This window comes from Sphingomonas sp. PL20, from assembly GCF_017875905.1.
GTDB lineage: Bacteria > Pseudomonadota > Alphaproteobacteria > Sphingomonadales > Sphingomonadaceae > Sphingomonas > Sphingomonas echinoides.
Genome location: NZ_JAGINH010000002.1, coordinates 658,510 through 676,562 on the forward strand (window position 1 = coordinate 658,510; position 18,053 = coordinate 676,562).

The following is an 18,053-nucleotide window of genomic DNA, read 5'->3' on the forward strand; positions in this document are numbered from 1 at the left end:
AGGCGCGGCGCAAGACAGGAGCCCAACATGACCACCATCATCCGTGAAGCCGATCTGATCGAGAGCGTGGCCGACGCGCTGCAGTTCATCTCTTTCTATCACCCGATGGATTACATCCGCGCGCTGGGCGAAGCCTATGAGGCCGAGCAGGGCCCCGCCGCCAAGGATGCGATCGCGCAGATCCTGACCAACAGCCGGATGTGCGCCGAGGGGCACCGCCCGATCTGCCAGGACACCGGCATCGTCAACGTGTTCATCAAATGGGGCATGGACTGCCGCCTCGACGACACCAGCCGATCGCTGCAGGAGGTCGTCGACCAGGGCGTGCGGCTCGCGTACCTGAACCCCGACAACAAATTGCGTGCCTCGGTGCTGACCGACCCGGCTTTCACGCGCCGCAACACCAAGGACAATACGCCGTGCGTGCTGCACGTCGACATGGTGCCGGGTAGCCGCGTTTCGGTCGATGTCGCGGCCAAGGGCGGCGGCAGCGAGAATAAGTCCAAGTTCAAGATGATGAACCCGTCCGACTCGATCGTCGATTGGGTGATCGAGATGCTGCCGCAAATGGGGGCGGGCTGGTGCCCGCCGGGCATGCTCGGCATCGGCATCGGCGGCACTGCCGAACATTGCGTATTGCTCGCCAAGCAAGCGCTGATGGAGCCGATCGATATGGGGCCGCTCAAGGCGCGTGGGGCCAAGACCGATATCGAACGCTTGCGCATCGAGATTTTCGACAAGGTCAACGCGCTCGGCATCGGCGCGCAGGGGCTGGGTGGCTTGTCGACCATCCTCGACGTCAAGATTCTCGACGCGCCGTGCCATGCGGCGGGCAAGCCGGTCGCGATGATCCCCAATTGCGCCGCGACGCGCCACGCGCATTTCGTGCTCGACGGATCGGGCCCGGCCTTCCTCGAAGCGCCCAAGCTCGACGAATGGCCCAAGGTCGACTGGAAGCCCGACAGCGCCGCGATCCGCGTCGATCTCGACACGCTGACGCCGGAGCAAGTGCAGGGCTGGAAGCAGGGCGACCGGCTGCTGCTCAACGGCAAGATGCTCACCGGCCGCGATGCCGCGCACAAGCGGATCAAGGACATGCTCGACGCGGGTGAGGAGCTGCCGGTCGAATTCAAGGGCCGCGTGATCTATTATGTCGGCCCGGTCGATCCGGTCGGCGAGGAAGTGGTCGGCCCGGCTGGTCCCACCACCGCGACGCGGATGGACAAGTTCACGCGCATGATGCTGGACCAAGGCCTGTTGGCGATGGTTGGCAAGGCCGAGCGCGGCCCCGATGCGACCAAGGCTATCGCCGAGGGGAAGAGCGCCTATCTGATGGCGGTCGGCGGGGCGGCCTATCTCGTCGCACGCGCGATCAAGGGCTCGAAGGTCGTCGGCTTTGCCGATCTCGGCATGGAAGCGATTTACGAATTCGACGTGGTTGATTTCCCGGTGACGGTGGCGGTCGATTCGACCGGCGCCAACGTCCACCAGCTCGCGCCCTTGGTGTGGAAGGAAAAGATCGCGCGCGAGGGGTTGCTGGTCGGGGCCTGATTGTTTGCGGCGTCGTTCGAGGGTATATCGCCAGGTAGTACCTTTGGGTTTGGTGGTGCCATGGCGACGTCGCTCAAGATCGATGACGAAATGAAGGGGCGGATCCAGGCGCTGGCGCAGCAACGCGATCGCTCGCCGCACTGGATCATGCGCGAGGCGATCCGCCAATATGTCGATCGCGAGGAAGCGCGCGAGGGCTTCCGTCGCGAGGCGCTCGACGCGTGGACTGCCTATTGCGAGACCGGCCGCCACCTGACCGCCGATGAAACGGTTGCATGGCTTGAAGGCTGGGGGGGCGAAGCGCCGCCGGGTCGACCCGAGTGCCACGACTGATCGTAACCGAAGGGGCGGTTGTCGGGCTCGAGCGGTGCCGCGACTTTCTGGCAGAGAAGAGCCCCGAGGCGGCGCAGCGCGCGGGGCGCGCGATCGCGCGGCAGTTCCGTTTGCTGGAAGCCAATCCGGCGATCGGTCGCCCGTTCGGGATCGATCGCGATGTGCGCGAGTTGGTGATTTCCTTCGGTACGGCGGGTTATGTCGCGCTGTATCGCTATAATGCGACCGAGGATGCCGTCTATATCCTCGCTTTTCGCCACCAGAGAGAGGCAGGCTATTGAGCTTCCGACGATTTGTGAAAGGCCTGGGCATCACGATCCTGTGGCTCGTCATCGGCCTGTGCCTTGCGATCACGATCATCCCGCGCTTTCTGGATGCGCGCTATTATGCGGGCCTGCCCACGGCGCACTATACCGGCGAGCGCTTCTTCAATCCTGATGGGGCCGAGGACGACATCGCCCCGCCCAACGGCGGGCGCGGGAATTTCCTGTGGCGCTATCTCACCAATAGCGATGGGCGGCCCGCCTGGCCCGATCATGTCGCCGTCCACCCGATAGCGCCGCCCGCGCGGGTCGAGGGCGAACGGATGGTGGCGACCTGGGTCGGCCATGCCACCGTCTTGGTGCAGACGCAGGGGCTCAACATCCTGACCGATCCGGTGTGGAGCCGCACCGCCGGGCCGCTCGGCATCGGCCCCGCGCGCGTCGCAGCGCCGGGGATCGCGTTCGATGCGCTGCCCAGGATCGACGTCGTGCTGGTCAGCCATGACCATTACGACCATATGGACCTGACCACGCTCAAGCGGCTGTGGGAGCGCGATCGTCCGCTGATCGTCACCAGCCTCGGCAATGACAGCGTGATCGGCCAGGTGGGCGTGCCCTCCAAGGCGCTCGACTGGGGCGGAAAGATCGCGGTGAAGCCGGGCGTCGCGGTGGTCGTTACGCGCAACCACCATTGGGGCAGCCGCTGGTTCGCCGATCGTAACCGCGCTTTGTGGTCGAGCTTCGTCGTGCGCTTGCCCGGCGGAAACCTGTTCTTCGCAGGCGACACTGGTCCGGGGGATCTGAATTGGGCGCATCAGGCGGCGGCGTATGGTCCGGTGCGGCTCGCGCTGATCCCGATCGGCGCGTTTCGCTTCGCGCCGGGGCAAATGGTCGCGGGCAGCCATATCGGGCCGATCGATGCGGTCGAGGCGTATCGCCGCCTTGGCGCATCAAGCGGGATCGGAATCCATTGGGGCACCTTCCGTCTGTCCTTTGAAGGCTATGACACGCCGGCCCGTCTGCTTGCGGCGGTGGCAGAGGTTGCGGGCGTACACGGTTTCGGCACGGCGGCGTTGGGGCGGCCGACCGAGGTCGCGCCCTATCGCGCGCCCGCGCCCGTCGCGCCGATCGAACGCGGGGCGATGGAGCGCCTGCTCCCCAAGGCGGCCTCGGCGCTGCCATAAGGGCAAAAAGGCGCGGTTGCGCGTGCCCGGCCCCTGTTGGAATGGCGGCTTGGGAGGTCTCGCACACGATGCTAAGACCCCGCCCCGGGGAGAATCGGGACGTGGCGTCGAAGGGGAGTGTGTACCGCTACGAAGCGACGCTGGACCGTGCCGGGCTGGCGCTGGCCGCCGGCGGGCTGGTCGGTGGTGTCTTCGCAACCGTGCTGGTGGTGATCGGCAGCGGTGCCGCACCGCTTGATCTGCTGGCAGGATTTGTCGTCGGTGCGGTGATTACGGCGATGGCGGCGGTGGCGATCGGCGGCCCGGTCTGGCTGCTATGCCACGCCTTTGGCCAACGCGGACCGTGGATGGCGATTCTGGTCGGCGCGCTGGCCGGGTTCGCGCTGTTCCTCGGCGGGCAGACCTATGGCTTCGGCCTGTTCGCGATGCCGGTCACCGACACGCAGACCCTGCTGTTCCGCTGGATCAGCGCGGTGGCCACGAGCCTCATTCTGGCGCTGGTGGCAGCACTGATCGGCTGGACGATGTGGCGCGTGGCATATCGGCGGGTGGCGTGAGGGCCGCTTAACAACATTCGCGAATCGCAAAAGGGCCGATAGGATGGCGGAGAAATTCGAAAAGCTTGGTCCGATTTTCGAACACATCGGCCACGAATTGGGCCGGATTGTCGGTGGCGACCCAGATAAAACCTATCTCTACGCCGAGCTGCAGGAGGGTGTCGTAGGTGCCGGGGTCTTTAAGGACGAGGGAAGCCAGGTCCGCTATTTCGACCCAAGTCGCGCGTTGATCGATTTGCTCGTCGAGGCGTGGGAAACGGAAGAGCCGAGCAAGCGCTGTGAAGTGATCGAGTATGAGGTGCTCGGCAAAAAATTCAACGTGGTGTTCAAGTTCCCGGACGAGCTGAACCCTGATGACTATGAAGACGAGCGTCGAGACGTGGCTCTCCACGCTCGCTATGGCGACAAGCCAGTGATCTATCCGCCGATCCCATATCCCACTCGCCCGCTTTAAGGGGCGAGAAGACGCACCGGATCGCGTCGCGCCCGGGTCCGGTGCGTCCCTTCGCGTTTACGGCTTGGCCGGTGCCACTGGGGCCGGGCCGGTCGCGGAGGGCTCGGGCGGGGTGACGTCGGTCGGCTTGCATTCGCCGTTGCGCGTCGATTTGACGTGCATTTCCATCGTGCCTTCCTGCGTCCCATTGGCGGCGAAGCCTTGGGTCTTCATTGTCATGTCCTGTGCCGTCGCCGAGTTGGTGCCGGTCATCGTCATCTTTACGGTGCCGCCATTGGGCTGCTTGCAGGTCGCGTCGATCGCGATGCTGGCCCCGGTCACGTCCTTTTTGGCGAAGGTGCAATTCTGGCCGCGCGCGGACATCTGTTCCATCGCCTTGCCCATGTCTTCCTTCGCGGCCGCGCCCGGCGTCAGGCACACCGACATCGTGCTCATCGCATCGAACATCTTCTGCATCTGCGTCTTGGTTTCGGGCGTGGCACCCTTGCCTTCGAACTTCACGATCTCGATCTTCTGCGACCAGCTGCCCGGCTGGCGCTTGACCGGCGCGTCGGGGGAACAGGCGCTCGCGGCGAGCGGCAGCGCGAGCAGCGCCATGATACGGAAAGTCATGTGGAAAGAGTCCCCCGGGGATGTGCGCTGCGGCACCGGTGTGTGATTGTCTGTGGCGCATTCCTTCCCATATTGATGGGCTATGGCAATCCAGATTCGCACCACGCTCGACGAACCTGAAACCGGCGTCAGCTTCGTCCCGCATCGCCCGGCGCGCCCGCCCAAGGCGGAAGGGGGCAAGCCGTTCAAGCTCGTCTCCGACTATCAGGCAGCGGGCGACCAGCCGACCGCGATCGCTGAGTTGGTGGCGCAGACGGAAGCGGGCGAGCGCGACCAGGTGCTGCTCGGCGTCACCGGCTCGGGCAAGACCTTCACCATGGCCAAGGTGATCGAGGCGGTGCAGCGCCCCGCTTTGATCCTCGCCCCCAACAAGATCCTGGCGGCGCAGCTTTATGGCGAGATGAAGTCGTTCTTCCCGGAGAACGCCGTCGAATATTTCGTCAGCTATTACGATTATTATCAGCCCGAGGCTTATGTCGCGCGCTCGGACACCTACATCGAGAAGGAAAGCTCGACCAACGAGGCGATCGACCGGATGCGCCACGCTGCCACCCGCTCGCTGCTCGAACGCGACGACGTCATCATCGTCGCCTCGGTGTCGTGCCTGTACGGCATCGGCTCGGTCGAAACCTATTCGGCGATGATCTTCGACCTCAAAAAGGGCCAGACCGTCGACCAGCGCGAGATCGTGCGCAAGCTCGTCGCGCTGCAGTATAAGCGCAACGATGCGGCGTTCCAGCGCGGCAATTTCCGCGTGCGCGGCGATGCGCTGGAGGTGTTCCCGTCGCATTATGACGACACCGCCTGGCGCGTGTCGTTCTTCGGCGATGAGATCGAGGATATCGTCGAGTTCGATCCGCTGACCGGCAAGAAGGTGGCGAGCCTCGACACGATCCGCATCTACGCCAATTCGCATTATGTGACGCCGGGGCCGACGCTCAAGCAAGCGATGGAGGCGATCAAGTTCGAGCTGCAGGAGCGGCTCAAGGAACTGGTCCCCGAGGGCAAATTGTTAGAGGCGCAGCGGCTGGAGCAGCGCACCAATTTCGACCTGGAGATGATCGCCGCGACCGGCAGTTGTGCCGGCATCGAGAATTACTCGCGCTTCCTCACCGGCCGCATGCCGGGCGAGCCGCCGCCCACTTTGTTCGAATATCTGCCTGAAAATGCATTGCTGTTCGTCGATGAGAGCCACCAGACAATCGGCCAGATCAACGGCATGTCACGCGGCGATCACCGCCGCAAGCTGACGCTCGCCGAATATGGCTTCCGCTTGCCCAGCGCGATCGACAACCGCCCGCTGCGCTTCAACGAATGGGACGCGATGCGCCCGCAGACGACCTATGTCTCGGCGACGCCGGGTGCCTGGGAGATGGAGCGAACTGGCGGCGTGTTCGCCGAACAGGTGATCCGTCCGACTGGCCTGATCGACCCGCCGATCGAGATCAAGCCGGTCGAGGAGCAAGTCCAGGATCTGATCGTCGAAGCGAAGAAGACCGCCGAGGCGGGCTATCGCACGCTGGTGACGACGCTGACCAAGCGCATGGCCGAGGATCTGACCGAGTTCATGCACGAGGCGGGGGTCCGCGTCCGCTATATGCACAGCGATGTCGAGACGCTGGAGCGCATCGAGCTGATCCGCGATTTGCGGCTCGGCGTGTATGACGTGCTGATCGGCATCAACCTGCTGCGCGAGGGATTGGACATTCCCGAATGCGGGCTGGTCGCGATCCTCGATGCCGACAAGGAAGGCTTCCTCCGCTCGGAAACCTCGCTGATCCAGACGATCGGCCGCGCCGCGCGCAACGTCGACGGGCGCGTGATCCTCTATGCCGACCGCATCACGGGCTCGATGGAGCGCGCGATGAACGAAACCAACCGCCGCCGCGAAAAGCAGCGCGCCTATAACGAGGCGCACGGCATCACCCCGACGACGATCAAGCGCAACATCGGCGACATCATCCAGGATGTGTCACAACGCGACCAGGTGACGGTGGAGATCGACGAGGACCGCCCGCACATGGTCGGCCACAATCTGCGCGCGTATATTGAGGACCTCGAAAAGAAGATGCGCGCAGCAGCCGCGGATCTGGAATTCGAAACCGCCGGGCGCCTTCGCGACGAGATCCGCCAATTGGAGCAGGAAGAACTGGGGCTGCCGGTCGACCAGCAGAAAGCCCCGGTGATGGGGCGTTCCAACGAGGGCAAGCCGGGCACGCGCAAGACGCGCTACGGCAAGAGCCAGAAGATGCGCGCGGGAATGGCGGGGAGTTCGCGGCGGGGGCGGTGAGTCTATTCGAACGCACCCCTACTTCTTCAATGGATGTGTCAACCTTCCGGCTATGGTTGAAGAGGCGGAGGTCGCGGGCATGAACGACGATTTTGACAAACATGTATCTGTCCTATATAAAGGACAGATACATGAGGTTCGGCAAACGGTTGAATTCCACGATTGGCTGGCCTCTCTGCGGGATCTTCGAGGTCGAGCGCGCATTTTCGATCGACTGCTGCGCGTCGCCGACGGCAATTTCGGCGATGCCAAGTCGGTCGGCGAGGGCGTCGAGGAGTTGCGGATGCATTTTGGCCCAGGGTATCGGGTCTATTTCAAGCGGCAGGGTAGCGCGATCGTGCTACTGTTGGCAGGCGGTGACAAAAGCGGACAACGGCGTGACCTTGCCAAGGCTATCGAACTGGTGAAGCGAGAAGAGTATGGCGCTGAAAACGACGATCTTTGATCCGGCCGAATATCTCGATACCGAGGAGGAGGTCATTGCCTTTCTCGACGCTTCGATGGACGGTGGCGACGCCCAGCATATTGCACGCGCCCTTGGCATCGTTGCCCGTTCCAAAGGGATGACCGAAATCGCACGGAAGACAGGCGTTGGACGGCAGGCGCTGTATGCGGCGCTCTCCGAAAACGGAAATCCGACGCTGGAAACGCTGACCGCCGTGTTGGGTGCCATGGGCTTGCGATTGAGCGTTGCGCGCGACGCCGCTTAACCCAGCGACAGATCCTCGCCCGCCACATCATAATATTTCGACACCCGATCGGCATAGGCCTGGTCGAATTCGGGCGGGTTGGCGGCCCAGCTCGGGCCGCCTTCCAGCACGCGGCGGTCGATCGTCACGATATAGGTGTCGTTGACCGGGTCGAACTGCAGCAGCGAAAAGGGCAGCGGGTAATAAGCGCGCCCCATGCCGAGGAAGCCACCGATCGTCAGCACCGCATACAGGGTATGCCCGGTGCGCTTGTTGACCATCATCGCATGCACGCTGCCGATCTTGTCGCCATCGCGGCTGCGCACCTGCATCGTGTCGGTCTTGTTCGATTGCAGCAGCAATTGCGTGGGTTCGGTCTGGGACATGGTGGTTCCTTTGATGCGCAACCGAAACGGCGCAAAGGCCCCGAGAGTTCCCTCAATCCTCCACGATCAGGCTCGCCGCCCGCGTTTCGGGCAGCAGCCAGAAACACAGGCTGGTCAGCGCCAGCATCCCGCTGACATACCAATAGAAGGCACTCTCGATATGCCAGCCCTTCAGGCTCAGCGCGACATATTCGGCAGTGCCGCCAAACGCCGCATTGCCGATCGCATAAGGAAAGGCGACGCCGAGCGCGCGGATGTGCGCGGGGAACAACTCGGCCTTCACCAGCGCGCTGATCGAGGTATAGGCGGCGAGCAGCAACAGCGGCACCAGCACGATCGCAAACGCCGCGCCCGGCGTGCGCACGCTTTCCAGCGCGCTGAACACCGGCACCGATACGATTGCCCCGCCAATGCCGAACAGCAGCAGCATCGGCTTGCGCCCGACGCGATCGGCCAGCGCACCGAACAGCGGTTGGACCAGCATGAACACCACCAAGGCGGCGGTCATGATCGCGGTCGCGGTCTGCACAGAAAAGCCAACCGTGTTGGCGAGGAACTTCTGCATGTAGGTGGTGTAGGCATAGAAAGCCAAGCTGCCGCCGGCGGTGATCGCGCCGACCAGCAGGAACTCGCGCGGATGCGAACGCCACAAGGCCGCCATGCCCGAGGGCGGGCGATCCGCCGCTAGTGCCTGGAAGGACGCGGTTTCCGCCAGCCCACGCCGCAGCAAATAGACGCCCAGCGCCAGTGCCGCGCCCAGCACAAAGGCGATGCGCCAGCCGAAATTGTCCATCTGCGCCGTGGTGAAGACGGCCTGCAGCAGCAGCGTCACCGCCAGCGCGCTCAGCATCCCGCCGATCAGCGTGACATATTGGAAGCTCGACCAGAAACCGCGGTGCCGCCGCGTCGCCATTTCGGAAAGATAGGTCGCGCTCGCGCCATATTCGCCGCCGACCGACAGGCCTTGCAACAGTCGCGCGACCAGCAGCAGGATCGGTGCGGCCAGGCCGATCGTCGCATAAGTCGGCGTAAAGGCGATCATCAGCGAGCCCGCACACATCAACGCGACCGACACCGCCAACCCGGCCTTGCGCCCATGCCGATCGGCATAGCGGCCCATCACATAGGCACCGATCGGTCGCATGAAAAAGCCGACCGCGAACACTGCCGAGGTGTTCAGCAATTGCGCGGTGGCATCGCCCTTGGGGAAGAAAGAGGCCGAGAAATACAGCGACAGCGCGGAATACGCATACCAGTCATACCATTCGACCAGATTGCCGGCCGATCCGCCGATGATGGCGCGCAGTCGCTTCGCTTCAAGTGCCATGCGTCTCTCCCTGCCGGGCACCAGAGGCGAAATCACGACGGGGTGCAAGACCGGCGGTTGAGCGCAGCGGTGGCTTCGCGCATACAGCGCGGCATGCGCAAATTTTTCGTTCGCTCTGCTGTTCTTGCTATCGCGCTGGTGGTGAGTGGCTGCGTCAGCCCGCCCGCGTCGCCGCCGCCACAGCCGGTGGTGGCACCGCGCCCGGTGCCTTTGCCGCCGTCCCCGGTCGTGCCGCAATCGCTCGACTGGCGCGATTGGGCGGTGACGCCCGGCGATTGGAGCTATCGCACCGATGCCACCGGATCGGTGGCGGCCTTTGGGCGATCCGGGGGGAGTGCGTTGCTGACGCTGCGCTGTGATCGCGGGGCCAATATCGTGTCGCTGTCGCGCCCGGGCGCAAGCGCCGCACCGCTGCTGGTGCGGACCACCAGCCTTGCACGGACGCTGACCGCGCGCGCTGCCGATGCCGCGCAGGCGACGGTCGCGCTGGAACCCCGCGACCCGCTGCTCGACGCGATGGCGTTCAGCCGCGGTCGTTTCCTCGTCGAGCAAGCCGGTGCGACGACGTTGGTGGTGCCCGCCTGGGCTGAAATTGGCCGCGTCGTCGAGGATTGCCGCCGCTGAGCAGCGGTTTCGATCGCCGTTGAACGCGCATTTGGCGCGCTTCAGGCAGGCGAAAGAGAATCGTCGAAATCGCGGAACATTACAAGACTTGTTTCGCAAATTTATATGATTCAAACACGAGTCGTGACCAGTCCTGGTCACGCTGTTTTAACTAGCGAAAGGAGGTGATCCGATGTCTCATGGTTCAGCAATGGGGTCGGTTCAGTTCGTTCGGGGGACGCACCGCTAAGCTTTTCGGGGAAACCCGTTGACGGCAGGGGCGGGGGGTATTTTCCCCCAGACAACGCCATCCCCCGTCGAAGCTGATGCGGTCCGCATGGTCTCCCAAGCTGGAGCTTCCGGCCGCTGACCATGTCAGGAGGTTGCCGGGGTGCCGTGAGGCCCCCGGCAGCCTCTTTTCATTTTGGGCAATGCCGAGGGGCGTGTGTCCCGTAATGGTCTATACCACGGTCAATCTTTACGAGACCGAAACCATAATTTTCGCTAAATGCTGCGCTGCGACGTGTTGCGTGTGAGTCGGTAAAGGCGTGAATATGGCTATCGTTGTTGGTATAATCGCCTGTGTAATTGCGTTTGCGGTTTGGGAGGTGCTGCAGCTGCTCAAGCAGCGTCGCGCCGCCGTCCGGCGGGGTAAGCGCAGGCAGCGTAATCTCGCGTATCAGCAAGCCTGGGACGCCGTGTTCGGTCGTGGTGGCCAGCGCCGCCTGCCGCACCATCCCGCCGAGGCCGATAAAGAGTGAGCGCTTGCCGCATCGCCTGAACGGCGGCATGATCCAGGCGCGTTCGGTGTGATCGCGACCCTGGAGGAACTGATGCGGATCTCTATCGCTTCGTTGATGCTGTGTGCGGTGGCGGCTGTACCGGCGACCGCCCAAGTCGCGGGGCCAGCGATGCCGGCGATTGAAGAGGCGTCGATCGAACAGTTGCAGGCGATGATGGCGCACGGCACGAGCAGTGCGGCGATCACGCAGGCGTATCTGGCGCGGATTGCGGCGATGGATCGCACGGGGCCGAGCCTTCGCGCGGTGATCGCGACCAATCCCGATGCACTGGCGCAAGCGCGCGCGAGCGATGCGCGGCGTCAGGCGGGCAAGCCGCTCGGCCCGCTCGATGGCGTGCCCGTGCTGATCAAGGACAATATCGAGACCAAGGATCCGATCGCAACGACGGCGGGCAGCCTGGCGCTGAAGGACAATGTCACCCGCCGCGATGCGCCTTTGGTGGCGCGGCTGCGGGCGCAGGGCGCGGTCATCCTGGGCAAAACCAATCTCAGCGAATGGGCCAATATCCGCTCGACCCATGCGATCAGCGGCTGGAGCGCGGTGGGCGGGCTCGTGCGCAACCCCTATGCGCTCGATCGGACGGCGTGCGGGTCTTCGAGCGGATCGGGCGCGGCGGTGGCGGCGAGCTTTGCAGCTGCGGCGGTTGGCACGGAGACCGATGGATCGGTGGTGTGCCCGTCCTCGATGAATGGTCTTGTCGGGCTGAAGCCAACCCTAGGCCTGGTCAGCCGCACGCATGTCGTGCCGATCAGCCACAGCCAGGATACGCCGGGGCCGATGGCGCGCAGCGTGCGCGATGTGGCGCTCCTGCTCGACGCAATGGTCGGCTACGATCCCGCTGACGCGGCGAGCCTGAATATCGCCTATGCGATCGCGCACAGTTATGCAGGCGACCTCGCGCGCGCGTCGCTGAAGGGCGTGCGGGTGGCGGTGCTCCATCCCGAGATGCCCGATCTTCTCAAGAGCAACTATGCGGCGGCGCTTGCGGTGCTGAAGGCGCAGGGAGCGGTGCTGGTCGACGTCGATGCCCCCACGCTAAACGGAATCGGCGAAGCGGAATCCTTGGTCCTGCACACCGAGTTGAAGGCCGATCTCAACGCCTATCTCGCGACCACGCCGGCTGCGGTGAAGACGCGCACGCTCGCCGATGTGATCGCCTTCAACGCTGCCAACGCCGCGACCGAAATGCCGTTCTTCGCGCAGGAGACCTTCGAAGCGGCGGAGAAGACGCGCGGCCTCGCCGACCCCGAATATCTGGGCGCGCGCGCGAAATCGCGGCGGCTGGCGGGCAAGGAGGGGATCGACGCGATGCTCGCCAAGGCGCAGGCGACGATCCTGGTCGAACCGACCTATGGCATGCCGTGGCTGTCGGACACGGTTTATGGCGACCAGTTCAGCGGACCGAGCGCGAGCGAACTCCCCGCCATTTCGGGCTATCCGCATTTGACGGTGCCGATGGGGTTGGTGCGCGGCGTGCCGGTCGGCCTGTCGTTCATCGCGACGGCGATGGGGGATTCGACGGTGCTGCAAGCGGGCTATGTCTATGAGCAGGCGGCCAAGGCACGCGCCTTGCCGACCTATGCGGCAACCAACGATGCCGGGCCGGGGCTGGAGGGCGCGCGCTAGCGCTTAGCGCTCGAGCAGTTCCGGGCGGATGTGGATCGCGATCAGCGACATCCGCACCTCGATCAGGAACGACACCAGCGCGGAGATCAGCAACCCCATCGCCAGAATGAACGACAGCGCGACGATCGTGCCGATGTGGAGCTTGATCAGCACGGCCACGAACAGCAAGGCCACCACCAGGCACGTCATCACCGCGCTTGACACCGCCATCACCAACGCGGCGTTGATCACCGACATGCGCCGGTCGAGCAGGCGCAATTCCCAGACGTGGCGGTCATGTTCGGGCCCGACCGAGCGCGGGTGAAGGTCCTCCACCGCGCGGGCGCGATCGACGACGCGGGAGAGCCGCCCGGCCAGCACATTGAGCAAGGCCCCGATGCCGGCCAGCATGAAGACCGGCGACAGCGAAAGCTGGATCGTCTGCGCAATGGTGTTGACGGCGGGGATCGAGAACATCGCCCGACATTGGGGGGTGTCGCCGCGCGACGCAAGCGGCGCTCTGCACAGAATGGTAACCCAGTCATGCTAACGCCGTGCGCCATGACCAAGCCGATGCTGCTCGCGGAGTTCACGCGCCTGCCGTCGCCGACGCGGGCGAGCGTGCTCGATGGCCTGTCGGGCGCGATCGATACGGTGGCGGAGGCCGCCCCTGTCCCGCAGTGTTTCCTGCGCTATCAATGGTATGCAGCGGCGCTGGAGGCCTATGGCGGCGCGGCGCGCACGATTGTGGTGGAAGACGATGACGAAGCGGTGATCGCTTTGCCGTTTGTCGGTGTTGGGCCAGCGCTGGCGCGCGTGGCGATGGTGCCGGGCTGTTATTGGCCGTTCCGCAGTTTTCCAATGCACGCGCGGGTAGCTCCGCGTGCGGTCGATGCATTGCTCGACACGCTGGGGCGCTCGGTCAATGCGCTGCGGATCGGGCCGGTCTGCGACGGCGATCCATCGCTGGCGGGGGTGCTCGAGCGTGCCCGTGCGAAGGGCTGGGCGGTGCTCGATCGATTTGTCGCCGATAGCTTCGTGCTGGATGTGACGCAGGAGGACTGGCCGCGCGGATCGACGCTGCGCAAAAACCGCTTTCATGAAAAGCATTTAGCCGACCATGGTGCGCTCGACTGGCGCTTTGTCGGTGCGGGGGACTGGGACGCTGCGTTCGACGCTTTCGCGCTGGTCGAGGGGCGGAGCTGGATCGGGGCGAAGACCGATGGGCGTGATGCCAAATTCACGCGCACCGGCCACGGCGCGTTCTGGCGGGCCGCAGCGCGCGATCCGGCGCTGGCGGGGATGATGTCGGCGGCGCTGCTGACGATCAAGGGGGTGCCGAGCGCCTTCTCCTTCGATCTGGATTGCGGCGCGACGCGCTATGCCATCGCCAACAGCTACGATCCTGCCGTGGCACGGCATTCGCCCGGCAAGCTGCTGGCGTATCGCAATCTGGTGCGGGCAAAGGCGGCAGGTATTCGAACGGTGGATTGGGGCGCGGGCGACAGCGGCTACAAGCAGACGCTCGGAGCGGTGCAAGGCCCGGCGCTGCGCGATTGGCTGCTGGTGCGACCGGGCATTCCGGCGGCAGTGGCGCGGCTGTTAAAAGGGCGGTGGTCCGCCAGCGGGCAGGGGTGAGGGATCCCACGCGCCCTGCGCTGCGTTGAGGCGCGATGAACGAACTGGCCGATCTTCAGGCACGGATGGAAGCGGCGGCGGCGGCGCTTGATTTCGAGGAAGCGCGGCGGCTGCGCGATCGTATCAGCTTGCTGCGCGGCGGTGCCGATGCGGAGGCGGCACAAGCGGCCGATACCGCAGGGCTGACGCGACAACAGCCAGGCGCGATGGGGCTTGGCTCCAGCCAGCAGCGCCTTACCCCGCCGCCTGGCTGGACGCCGCCGCCCAAGCCCGATCCAATGACGCAAGGACGGTCGCGCAAGCGCTGAGGCTGCACGACTCGGCATCCTTAAAGCTGCTGCGTCCGAAAGAAGCCCGACATCCGAGCACGCCCTGAAGGGCATGGCCGTCGGCGAGTAAACTTGGCCACCCTTGCCGGGTATTTCATGAAAATGTGCTGATTTTTCCGTAGAAATTCAGCAGTATAGTTAAAAAATACTGGATACGTGTCGCTTACAAGATAAGTCGGTGGAACGGAATGGGCGTGTCGTTCAGTCTTGTGTTTATCCTGTGGACTTGTGCAGTATAAGTGATGTAGTATTTAGGTTAATATTGTGCGGTCGCAAATTTGTCGGTCCAGTGTGGCGTTGGTCAGGACTAAACATGGCATCCGCAATTTCCAGGTCTAGCTTCTCAGCGGCGGTGCCGGGTTTGTGCGTTTTTTTAGGCGTGCTCTGCGGCAGTCTGTTATGGCAAATCTGGGGCCAGGTTTCGGGCACATCTCCACCTTTATCGTTTTCGCTGGGTATTGCTGTCGCAGGGCTGATCCTCGTCGGCTTGCGATATTGGCCGATCGTGGCGATCGCCGCGATTGGGACAACGGTGCTCGCGGAACCCGCGCACCCCGTTCTGCAAAATGTTGTGCATGGTTCGGGCCTCACGCTGGGCGCTTTTACCTCGGCGTTCATCATCGAGCGGTGCCGGATCCGGCCGAGTGATCTGCTCGACCCCAAGTCGGTGTGGGGCACCTTGGCTGCGGTCGTGGCCGGGACCTTCGCGGGTGCCGTTTCGGCGACTGCGGCGGTCATGCTAGTGGGCGGGCCGACGAGCTTCGTGGCGGGGGTTGAAGACCGTGCCGCGCGGTTCGGACTGGGCTTGATCCTTGCCACACCGCTGGTTCTGGCGTGGGCGGCGCGCCCGGCCGAGCGCTGGACGCGGATCGAGTGGTGCGGCTTCGTTGCGTTGATGGCGCTTTGCGCCGCCGTGGCCGCCGCGGTCAATTTCGGGTCGGGCGCGACTTCGTTCGCCTGGGTGATGTTCCCGCTTATCATCGTTGCCTTGCGCTTCCATTTGCGTGGTGCCGCCACCTCCATGGTGATTGTCGCAGTCATCACGCTATGGGCTGCGGGGCAAAATGCGCCTCCCGCAATCGGGGAGCTCGCCAGCGGCCAAATGCGCCTGGCGCAATTTCTGGTCGCCGCAACCGCCGCGACGATGTTCGTGCTCGCCGCGACCGCCGACAAACGCCGCGAACAGGAGCGCGCGCGCGATGCCGAGCAGCGCTATCGCGCCATTTTCGAACAGGCCGGCGTCGGCGTGGCCGTGCTGTCGGCCGATGGCGAGTATCTCGCCGCGAACGAACGCTACCTCGAGATCGCGGGATATGGCCGGGAAGAGCTGTTGGGAAGCCATTATACCGCGATCCTGGACGATGCCGATGTGAGCGCCAGCCGTAACGTGCTGGCGCAACTCGCGCGCGATGACGCGCCGATCATCTCGCGCGATCTCCATATCCGGACCAGGGACGGCGATCAGCGGTGGATCCGCGCGACGTCGAGCAGGATTGTCGGGGCCGCAGGGGAGGTCGACCAAGTTGTCACCGTGGTTGAGGATATCTCCGAGCGGGTGAAGGCGGAGGTTGCGCTTGCCGAGAGTGAAAAGCGCTTCCGCCTGGCCCAGCAATATGCGGGCGTCGGCGTGTTCGACATCGACCTGACCGAAGAAAGCGCGCTGCACTCGCCCGAAAGCGCAGCGCTGTTCGGGGTGCCCTGGCATCCCGGTGCCTATCGTCTTCCCGACTTTGTCGACCGCGTCGGGCAATCGCAATTGCGCGAGATGCGCACAAAATTGTTCCGCTCCGCGGTCGACGAAGCGCCGTTCGAAATGACGCTGCGCGTTTGCATGCCCGATCGCCGGATCCGCTGGATCCGCTTGCATGGCCGGTATGATCCGTATGAGGAGCGGCCGCGGCTGCTCGGCCTGGTCCTCGATATTACGCGCGACGTTGAGGCCAAGGCGCAATTGCGCGACGCCAACGAGAAATTCCTGCGCGTTACCCGCCTGAGCGCGATGGGCGCGATGGCCTCAACGCTGGCACATGAATTGAACCAGCCCTTATCGGCCATTACCAACTATGTCGAAGCGGGACGCTACAAACTCTGTGAGGCCGACGCGGTCGATGCGACGCTGCTGTCGATCCTCGATTCCGCCCGCGATCAGGCGCTGCGCGCGGGCGACATCATCCGCAAGATGCGGGCCTTTGCGGTCAGCGGCGAAGTCGTGTTCGAGCGGGTGTCACTGGGGCCGGTGCTCGCCGCCGCGTGCGCGGGCGTGCAGCAACTCAAAATGGCGCACGATGTGACGCTGCTTTACCATCCCGTGCGACCCGACCTGCTCGTGGTCGGCGATCCGGTGCAGCTCGAGCAAGTGATGTCGAACCTGATCCGCAACGCCGTCGAGGCAACCGAGGGGTTGGCCCGCCGGGAAATCGTGGTGGCAACGCATATTCGTCAGCGCGACGTGCTGATCACGGTGTCCGACAGCGGGTGCGGGCTTTCGCAGGGCATGCTCGAAAACCTGTTCGCGCCGTTCAGGACCAGCAAGGCGAACGGCACCGGTTTGGGGCTGGGTCTGCCGATCTGCCGCACCATTGTCGAAGCGCATGGCGGGAAATTGTGGGCGGAAAACAACCCGCAAGGTGGGGCAGTGTTCAGCCTCGTGCTGCTCCTGGAGGAGGGCTGGGCGCATCTCGGCAAAGGCGAGATCGCGTCCGAGCGCTATGGGCAACGCGACGATCGGGCCGCCTAGAGCCGCAGATAGCGGAAGTACCACACCTCACGCCCCTGGCGGCGCGCCTTGCGTTCGTAGCGGGTTTCGGGCCAGTCCTCGGGGCGGGTCAGGAAGTCGGCGGCGGTGCGGGCGGTCCACGCGAAATCGCGCCGCTGGCCCATCACCATCATCGCCCAGCGGCAATAGGTCGGGTCGTCAGTGCCCAGGCGAAACTCCATGCCGGGCTTCAGCTTTGCCGCGATCAGGTCGAGCGGGCCGTGATTGATCATGCGGCGCTTGGCATGGCGCGCCTTGCGCCACGGGTCGGGGTGCAACAGATAGACGCGCGATAGCGACGCATCGGGCAGCCGTTCGAGCACGTCGAGTGCATCGCCCATATGCAGGCGGACATTGTCGAGCGCTTCGTCGCGGACATGCCCCAATGCCCCGACCACGCCATTGAGAAAGGGTTCGCAGCCGATAAAGCCGGTGTCGCGCCGCGCCATCGCCTGGCCCGCGAGATGCTCGCCCGCACCGAAGCCGATTTCGACTTCCAGCGGGCGGTCGCCGCCGAACAGGCGGGTCGCATCGAGCGGGCCATCGGCGGGCACGCTGATCTGCGGGAGCAGCGTCTCCACCAAATCGGCTTGCCCCAGGCGCAATTTATGGCCCTGGCGGCGGCCATAGAGGCGGCGGGTGGTCATCGGATCGGTCATCGGCGCAGGCTCTAG

20 protein-coding genes are annotated in these 18,053 nt (G+C 64.5%); 15 read left to right on the plus strand and 5 right to left on the minus strand.

Annotation, left to right across the window (positions count from 1 at the left end; all coding sequences use genetic code 11):
• Window positions 1-27: 27 nt before the first annotated feature.
• The 6 genes from H4W01_RS03240 to H4W01_RS03265 all read left to right on the plus strand — a co-directional run bounded on the left by H4W01_RS03240 (window position 28) and on the right by H4W01_RS03265 (window position 4,342).
• The gene (locus H4W01_RS03240) at window positions 28-1,551 is read left to right on the plus strand and encodes a fumarate hydratase (protein WP_209609878.1); all 1,524 of its coding nucleotides are present in this window, start codon (window positions 28-30) and stop codon (window positions 1,549-1,551) included.
• Between the two features lie 60 nt (window positions 1,552-1,611).
• Window positions 1,612-1,884: a CopG family ribbon-helix-helix protein gene (locus H4W01_RS03245; RefSeq protein WP_209609879.1), complete on the plus strand. Its 273-nt coding sequence runs from the start codon at window positions 1,612-1,614 to the stop codon at window positions 1,882-1,884.
• The gene (locus H4W01_RS03250; protein WP_209609880.1) at window positions 1,872-2,165 is read left to right on the plus strand and encodes a type II toxin-antitoxin system RelE/ParE family toxin; all 294 of its coding nucleotides are present in this window, start codon (window positions 1,872-1,874) and stop codon (window positions 2,163-2,165) included. The genes H4W01_RS03245 and H4W01_RS03250 overlap by 13 nt, the downstream gene beginning before the upstream one ends.
• Complete coding sequence (locus tag H4W01_RS03255) at window positions 2,162-3,331, plus strand: MBL fold metallo-hydrolase (RefSeq protein ID WP_209609881.1); 1,170 nt, start codon at window positions 2,162-2,164, stop codon at window positions 3,329-3,331. Before H4W01_RS03250 ends, H4W01_RS03255 begins: the two co-directional genes overlap by 4 nt.
• A 101-nt stretch (window positions 3,332-3,432) precedes the next feature.
• Complete coding sequence (locus H4W01_RS03260) at window positions 3,433-3,888, plus strand: hypothetical protein (protein WP_209609882.1); 456 nt, start codon at window positions 3,433-3,435, stop codon at window positions 3,886-3,888.
• A gap of 43 nt (window positions 3,889-3,931) precedes the next feature.
• The gene (locus tag H4W01_RS03265; protein WP_209609883.1) at window positions 3,932-4,342 is read left to right on the plus strand and encodes a hypothetical protein; all 411 of its coding nucleotides are present in this window, start codon (window positions 3,932-3,934) and stop codon (window positions 4,340-4,342) included.
• Window positions 4,343-4,399: 57 nt separating this feature from the next.
• Here H4W01_RS03265 and H4W01_RS03270 read toward each other — a convergent pair whose 3' ends face one another.
• Complete coding sequence (locus H4W01_RS03270; protein ID WP_209609884.1) at window positions 4,400-4,954, minus strand: DUF3617 domain-containing protein; 555 nt, start codon at window positions 4,952-4,954, stop codon at window positions 4,400-4,402.
• An 82-nt stretch (window positions 4,955-5,036) separates the two neighbouring features.
• Between H4W01_RS03270 and uvrB the strand changes: the two genes are divergently transcribed.
• The 3 genes from uvrB to H4W01_RS03285 all read left to right on the plus strand — a co-directional run bounded on the left by uvrB (window position 5,037) and on the right by H4W01_RS03285 (window position 7,954).
• Window positions 5,037-7,244: an excinuclease ABC subunit UvrB gene (uvrB, locus tag H4W01_RS03275; protein WP_209609885.1), complete on the plus strand. Its 2,208-nt coding sequence runs from the start codon at window positions 5,037-5,039 to the stop codon at window positions 7,242-7,244.
• A gap of 79 nt (window positions 7,245-7,323) precedes the next feature.
• A complete protein-coding gene (locus H4W01_RS03280) occupies window positions 7,324-7,689 on the plus strand; it encodes a type II toxin-antitoxin system RelE/ParE family toxin (RefSeq protein ID WP_334685131.1) in 366 nt (121 codons plus the stop codon).
• On the plus strand, window positions 7,664-7,954 hold the full coding sequence (locus H4W01_RS03285; protein ID WP_033965485.1) for an addiction module antidote protein: 291 nt from the start codon (window positions 7,664-7,666) through the stop codon (window positions 7,952-7,954). Before H4W01_RS03280 ends, H4W01_RS03285 begins: the two co-directional genes overlap by 26 nt.
• Here the strand turns inward: H4W01_RS03285 and H4W01_RS03290 are convergent.
• Together H4W01_RS03290 and H4W01_RS03295 are read right to left on the minus strand one after the other, a co-directional pair.
• Window positions 7,951-8,319, minus strand: coding sequence for a PRC-barrel domain-containing protein (locus H4W01_RS03290; protein WP_209609886.1), 369 nt, complete (start codon window positions 8,317-8,319; stop codon window positions 7,951-7,953). The genes H4W01_RS03285 and H4W01_RS03290 overlap by 4 nt on opposite strands.
• 52 nt (window positions 8,320-8,371) lie before the next feature.
• Window positions 8,372-9,646, minus strand: a complete 1,275-nt coding sequence (locus H4W01_RS03295; RefSeq protein ID WP_209609887.1) for an MFS transporter — start codon at window positions 9,644-9,646, stop codon at window positions 8,372-8,374.
• Window positions 9,647-9,739: 93 nt separating this feature from the next.
• Here H4W01_RS03295 and H4W01_RS03300 point away from each other — a divergent pair, with 93 nt between their 5' ends.
• From H4W01_RS03300 to H4W01_RS03310, 3 genes are all read left to right on the plus strand, one after another.
• Window positions 9,740-10,270, plus strand: a complete 531-nt coding sequence (locus H4W01_RS03300; RefSeq protein WP_209609888.1) for a hypothetical protein — start codon at window positions 9,740-9,742, stop codon at window positions 10,268-10,270.
• Between the two features lie 533 nt (window positions 10,271-10,803).
• Window positions 10,804-11,010: a hypothetical protein gene (locus H4W01_RS03305; RefSeq protein ID WP_209609889.1), complete on the plus strand. Its 207-nt coding sequence runs from the start codon at window positions 10,804-10,806 to the stop codon at window positions 11,008-11,010.
• A 72-nt stretch (window positions 11,011-11,082) separates the two neighbouring features.
• Complete coding sequence (locus tag H4W01_RS03310; RefSeq protein WP_209609890.1) at window positions 11,083-12,678, plus strand: amidase; 1,596 nt, start codon at window positions 11,083-11,085, stop codon at window positions 12,676-12,678.
• Window positions 12,679-12,681: 3 nt separating this feature from the next.
• Here the strand turns inward: H4W01_RS03310 and H4W01_RS03315 are convergent, their stop codons facing one another.
• Window positions 12,682-13,134 (minus strand): DUF2721 domain-containing protein, encoded by a 453-nt coding sequence (locus H4W01_RS03315; protein WP_010407447.1) that lies wholly within the window; start codon window positions 13,132-13,134, stop codon window positions 12,682-12,684.
• 84 nt (window positions 13,135-13,218) lie between these two features.
• On the opposite strand from H4W01_RS03315, the gene H4W01_RS03320 reads away from it, so the two are divergent.
• The 3 genes from H4W01_RS03320 (at window position 13,219) to H4W01_RS03330 (ending at window position 17,361) form a co-directional block, all read left to right on the plus strand.
• Window positions 13,219-14,295: a GNAT family N-acetyltransferase gene (locus tag H4W01_RS03320; RefSeq protein WP_334685132.1), complete on the plus strand. Its 1,077-nt coding sequence runs from the start codon at window positions 13,219-13,221 to the stop codon at window positions 14,293-14,295.
• Window positions 14,296-14,330: 35 nt separating this feature from the next.
• Complete coding sequence (locus tag H4W01_RS03325) at window positions 14,331-14,603, plus strand: UvrB/UvrC motif-containing protein (RefSeq protein WP_010407449.1); 273 nt, start codon at window positions 14,331-14,333, stop codon at window positions 14,601-14,603.
• A 334-nt stretch (window positions 14,604-14,937) separates the two neighbouring features.
• Window positions 14,938-17,361: a PAS domain S-box protein gene (locus H4W01_RS03330; protein WP_209609892.1), complete on the plus strand. Its 2,424-nt coding sequence runs from the start codon at window positions 14,938-14,940 to the stop codon at window positions 17,359-17,361.
• Here H4W01_RS03330 and trmB read toward each other — a convergent pair.
• Window positions 17,358-18,038, minus strand: coding sequence for a tRNA (guanine(46)-N(7))-methyltransferase TrmB (gene trmB, locus H4W01_RS03335; protein ID WP_209609893.1), 681 nt, complete (start codon window positions 18,036-18,038; stop codon window positions 17,358-17,360). The genes H4W01_RS03330 and trmB overlap by 4 nt on opposite strands.
• Window positions 18,039-18,053: the final 15 nt, after the last annotated feature.

Excerpts from the sequence above, each read along its gene's own strand:
- H4W01_RS03240 (WP_209609878.1), top strand. The coding sequence starts at position 28 with ATGACCACCATCATCCGTGAAGCCGATCTGATCGAGAGCGTGGCCGAC.
- H4W01_RS03245 (WP_209609879.1), top strand. The coding sequence starts at position 1,612 with ATGGCGACGTCGCTCAAGATCGATGACGAAATGAAGGGGCGGATCCAG.
- H4W01_RS03265 (WP_209609883.1), top strand. The coding sequence starts at position 3,932 with ATGGCGGAGAAATTCGAAAAGCTTGGTCCGATTTTCGAACACATCGGC.
- H4W01_RS03270 (WP_209609884.1), bottom strand. The coding sequence starts at position 4,954 with ATGACTTTCCGTATCATGGCGCTGCTCGCGCTGCCGCTCGCCGCGAGC.
- uvrB (WP_209609885.1), top strand. The coding sequence starts at position 5,037 with ATGGCAATCCAGATTCGCACCACGCTCGACGAACCTGAAACCGGCGTC.
- H4W01_RS03280 (WP_334685131.1), top strand. The coding sequence starts at position 7,324 with ATGAACGACGATTTTGACAAACATGTATCTGTCCTATATAAAGGACAG.
- H4W01_RS03285 (WP_033965485.1), top strand. The coding sequence starts at position 7,664 with ATGGCGCTGAAAACGACGATCTTTGATCCGGCCGAATATCTCGATACC.
- H4W01_RS03290 (WP_209609886.1), bottom strand. The coding sequence starts at position 8,319 with ATGTCCCAGACCGAACCCACGCAATTGCTGCTGCAATCGAACAAGACC.
- H4W01_RS03295 (WP_209609887.1), bottom strand. The coding sequence starts at position 9,646 with ATGGCACTTGAAGCGAAGCGACTGCGCGCCATCATCGGCGGATCGGCC.
- H4W01_RS03300 (WP_209609888.1), top strand. The coding sequence starts at position 9,740 with ATGCGCAAATTTTTCGTTCGCTCTGCTGTTCTTGCTATCGCGCTGGTG.
- H4W01_RS03305 (WP_209609889.1), top strand. The coding sequence starts at position 10,804 with ATGGCTATCGTTGTTGGTATAATCGCCTGTGTAATTGCGTTTGCGGTT.
- H4W01_RS03310 (WP_209609890.1), top strand. The coding sequence starts at position 11,083 with ATGCGGATCTCTATCGCTTCGTTGATGCTGTGTGCGGTGGCGGCTGTA.
- H4W01_RS03315 (WP_010407447.1), bottom strand. The coding sequence starts at position 13,134 with ATGTTCTCGATCCCCGCCGTCAACACCATTGCGCAGACGATCCAGCTT.
- H4W01_RS03320 (WP_334685132.1), top strand. The coding sequence starts at position 13,219 with ATGACCAAGCCGATGCTGCTCGCGGAGTTCACGCGCCTGCCGTCGCCG.
- H4W01_RS03325 (WP_010407449.1), top strand. The coding sequence starts at position 14,331 with ATGAACGAACTGGCCGATCTTCAGGCACGGATGGAAGCGGCGGCGGCG.
- H4W01_RS03330 (WP_209609892.1), top strand. The coding sequence starts at position 14,938 with ATGGCATCCGCAATTTCCAGGTCTAGCTTCTCAGCGGCGGTGCCGGGT.
- trmB (WP_209609893.1), bottom strand. The coding sequence starts at position 18,038 with ATGACCGATCCGATGACCACCCGCCGCCTCTATGGCCGCCGCCAGGGC.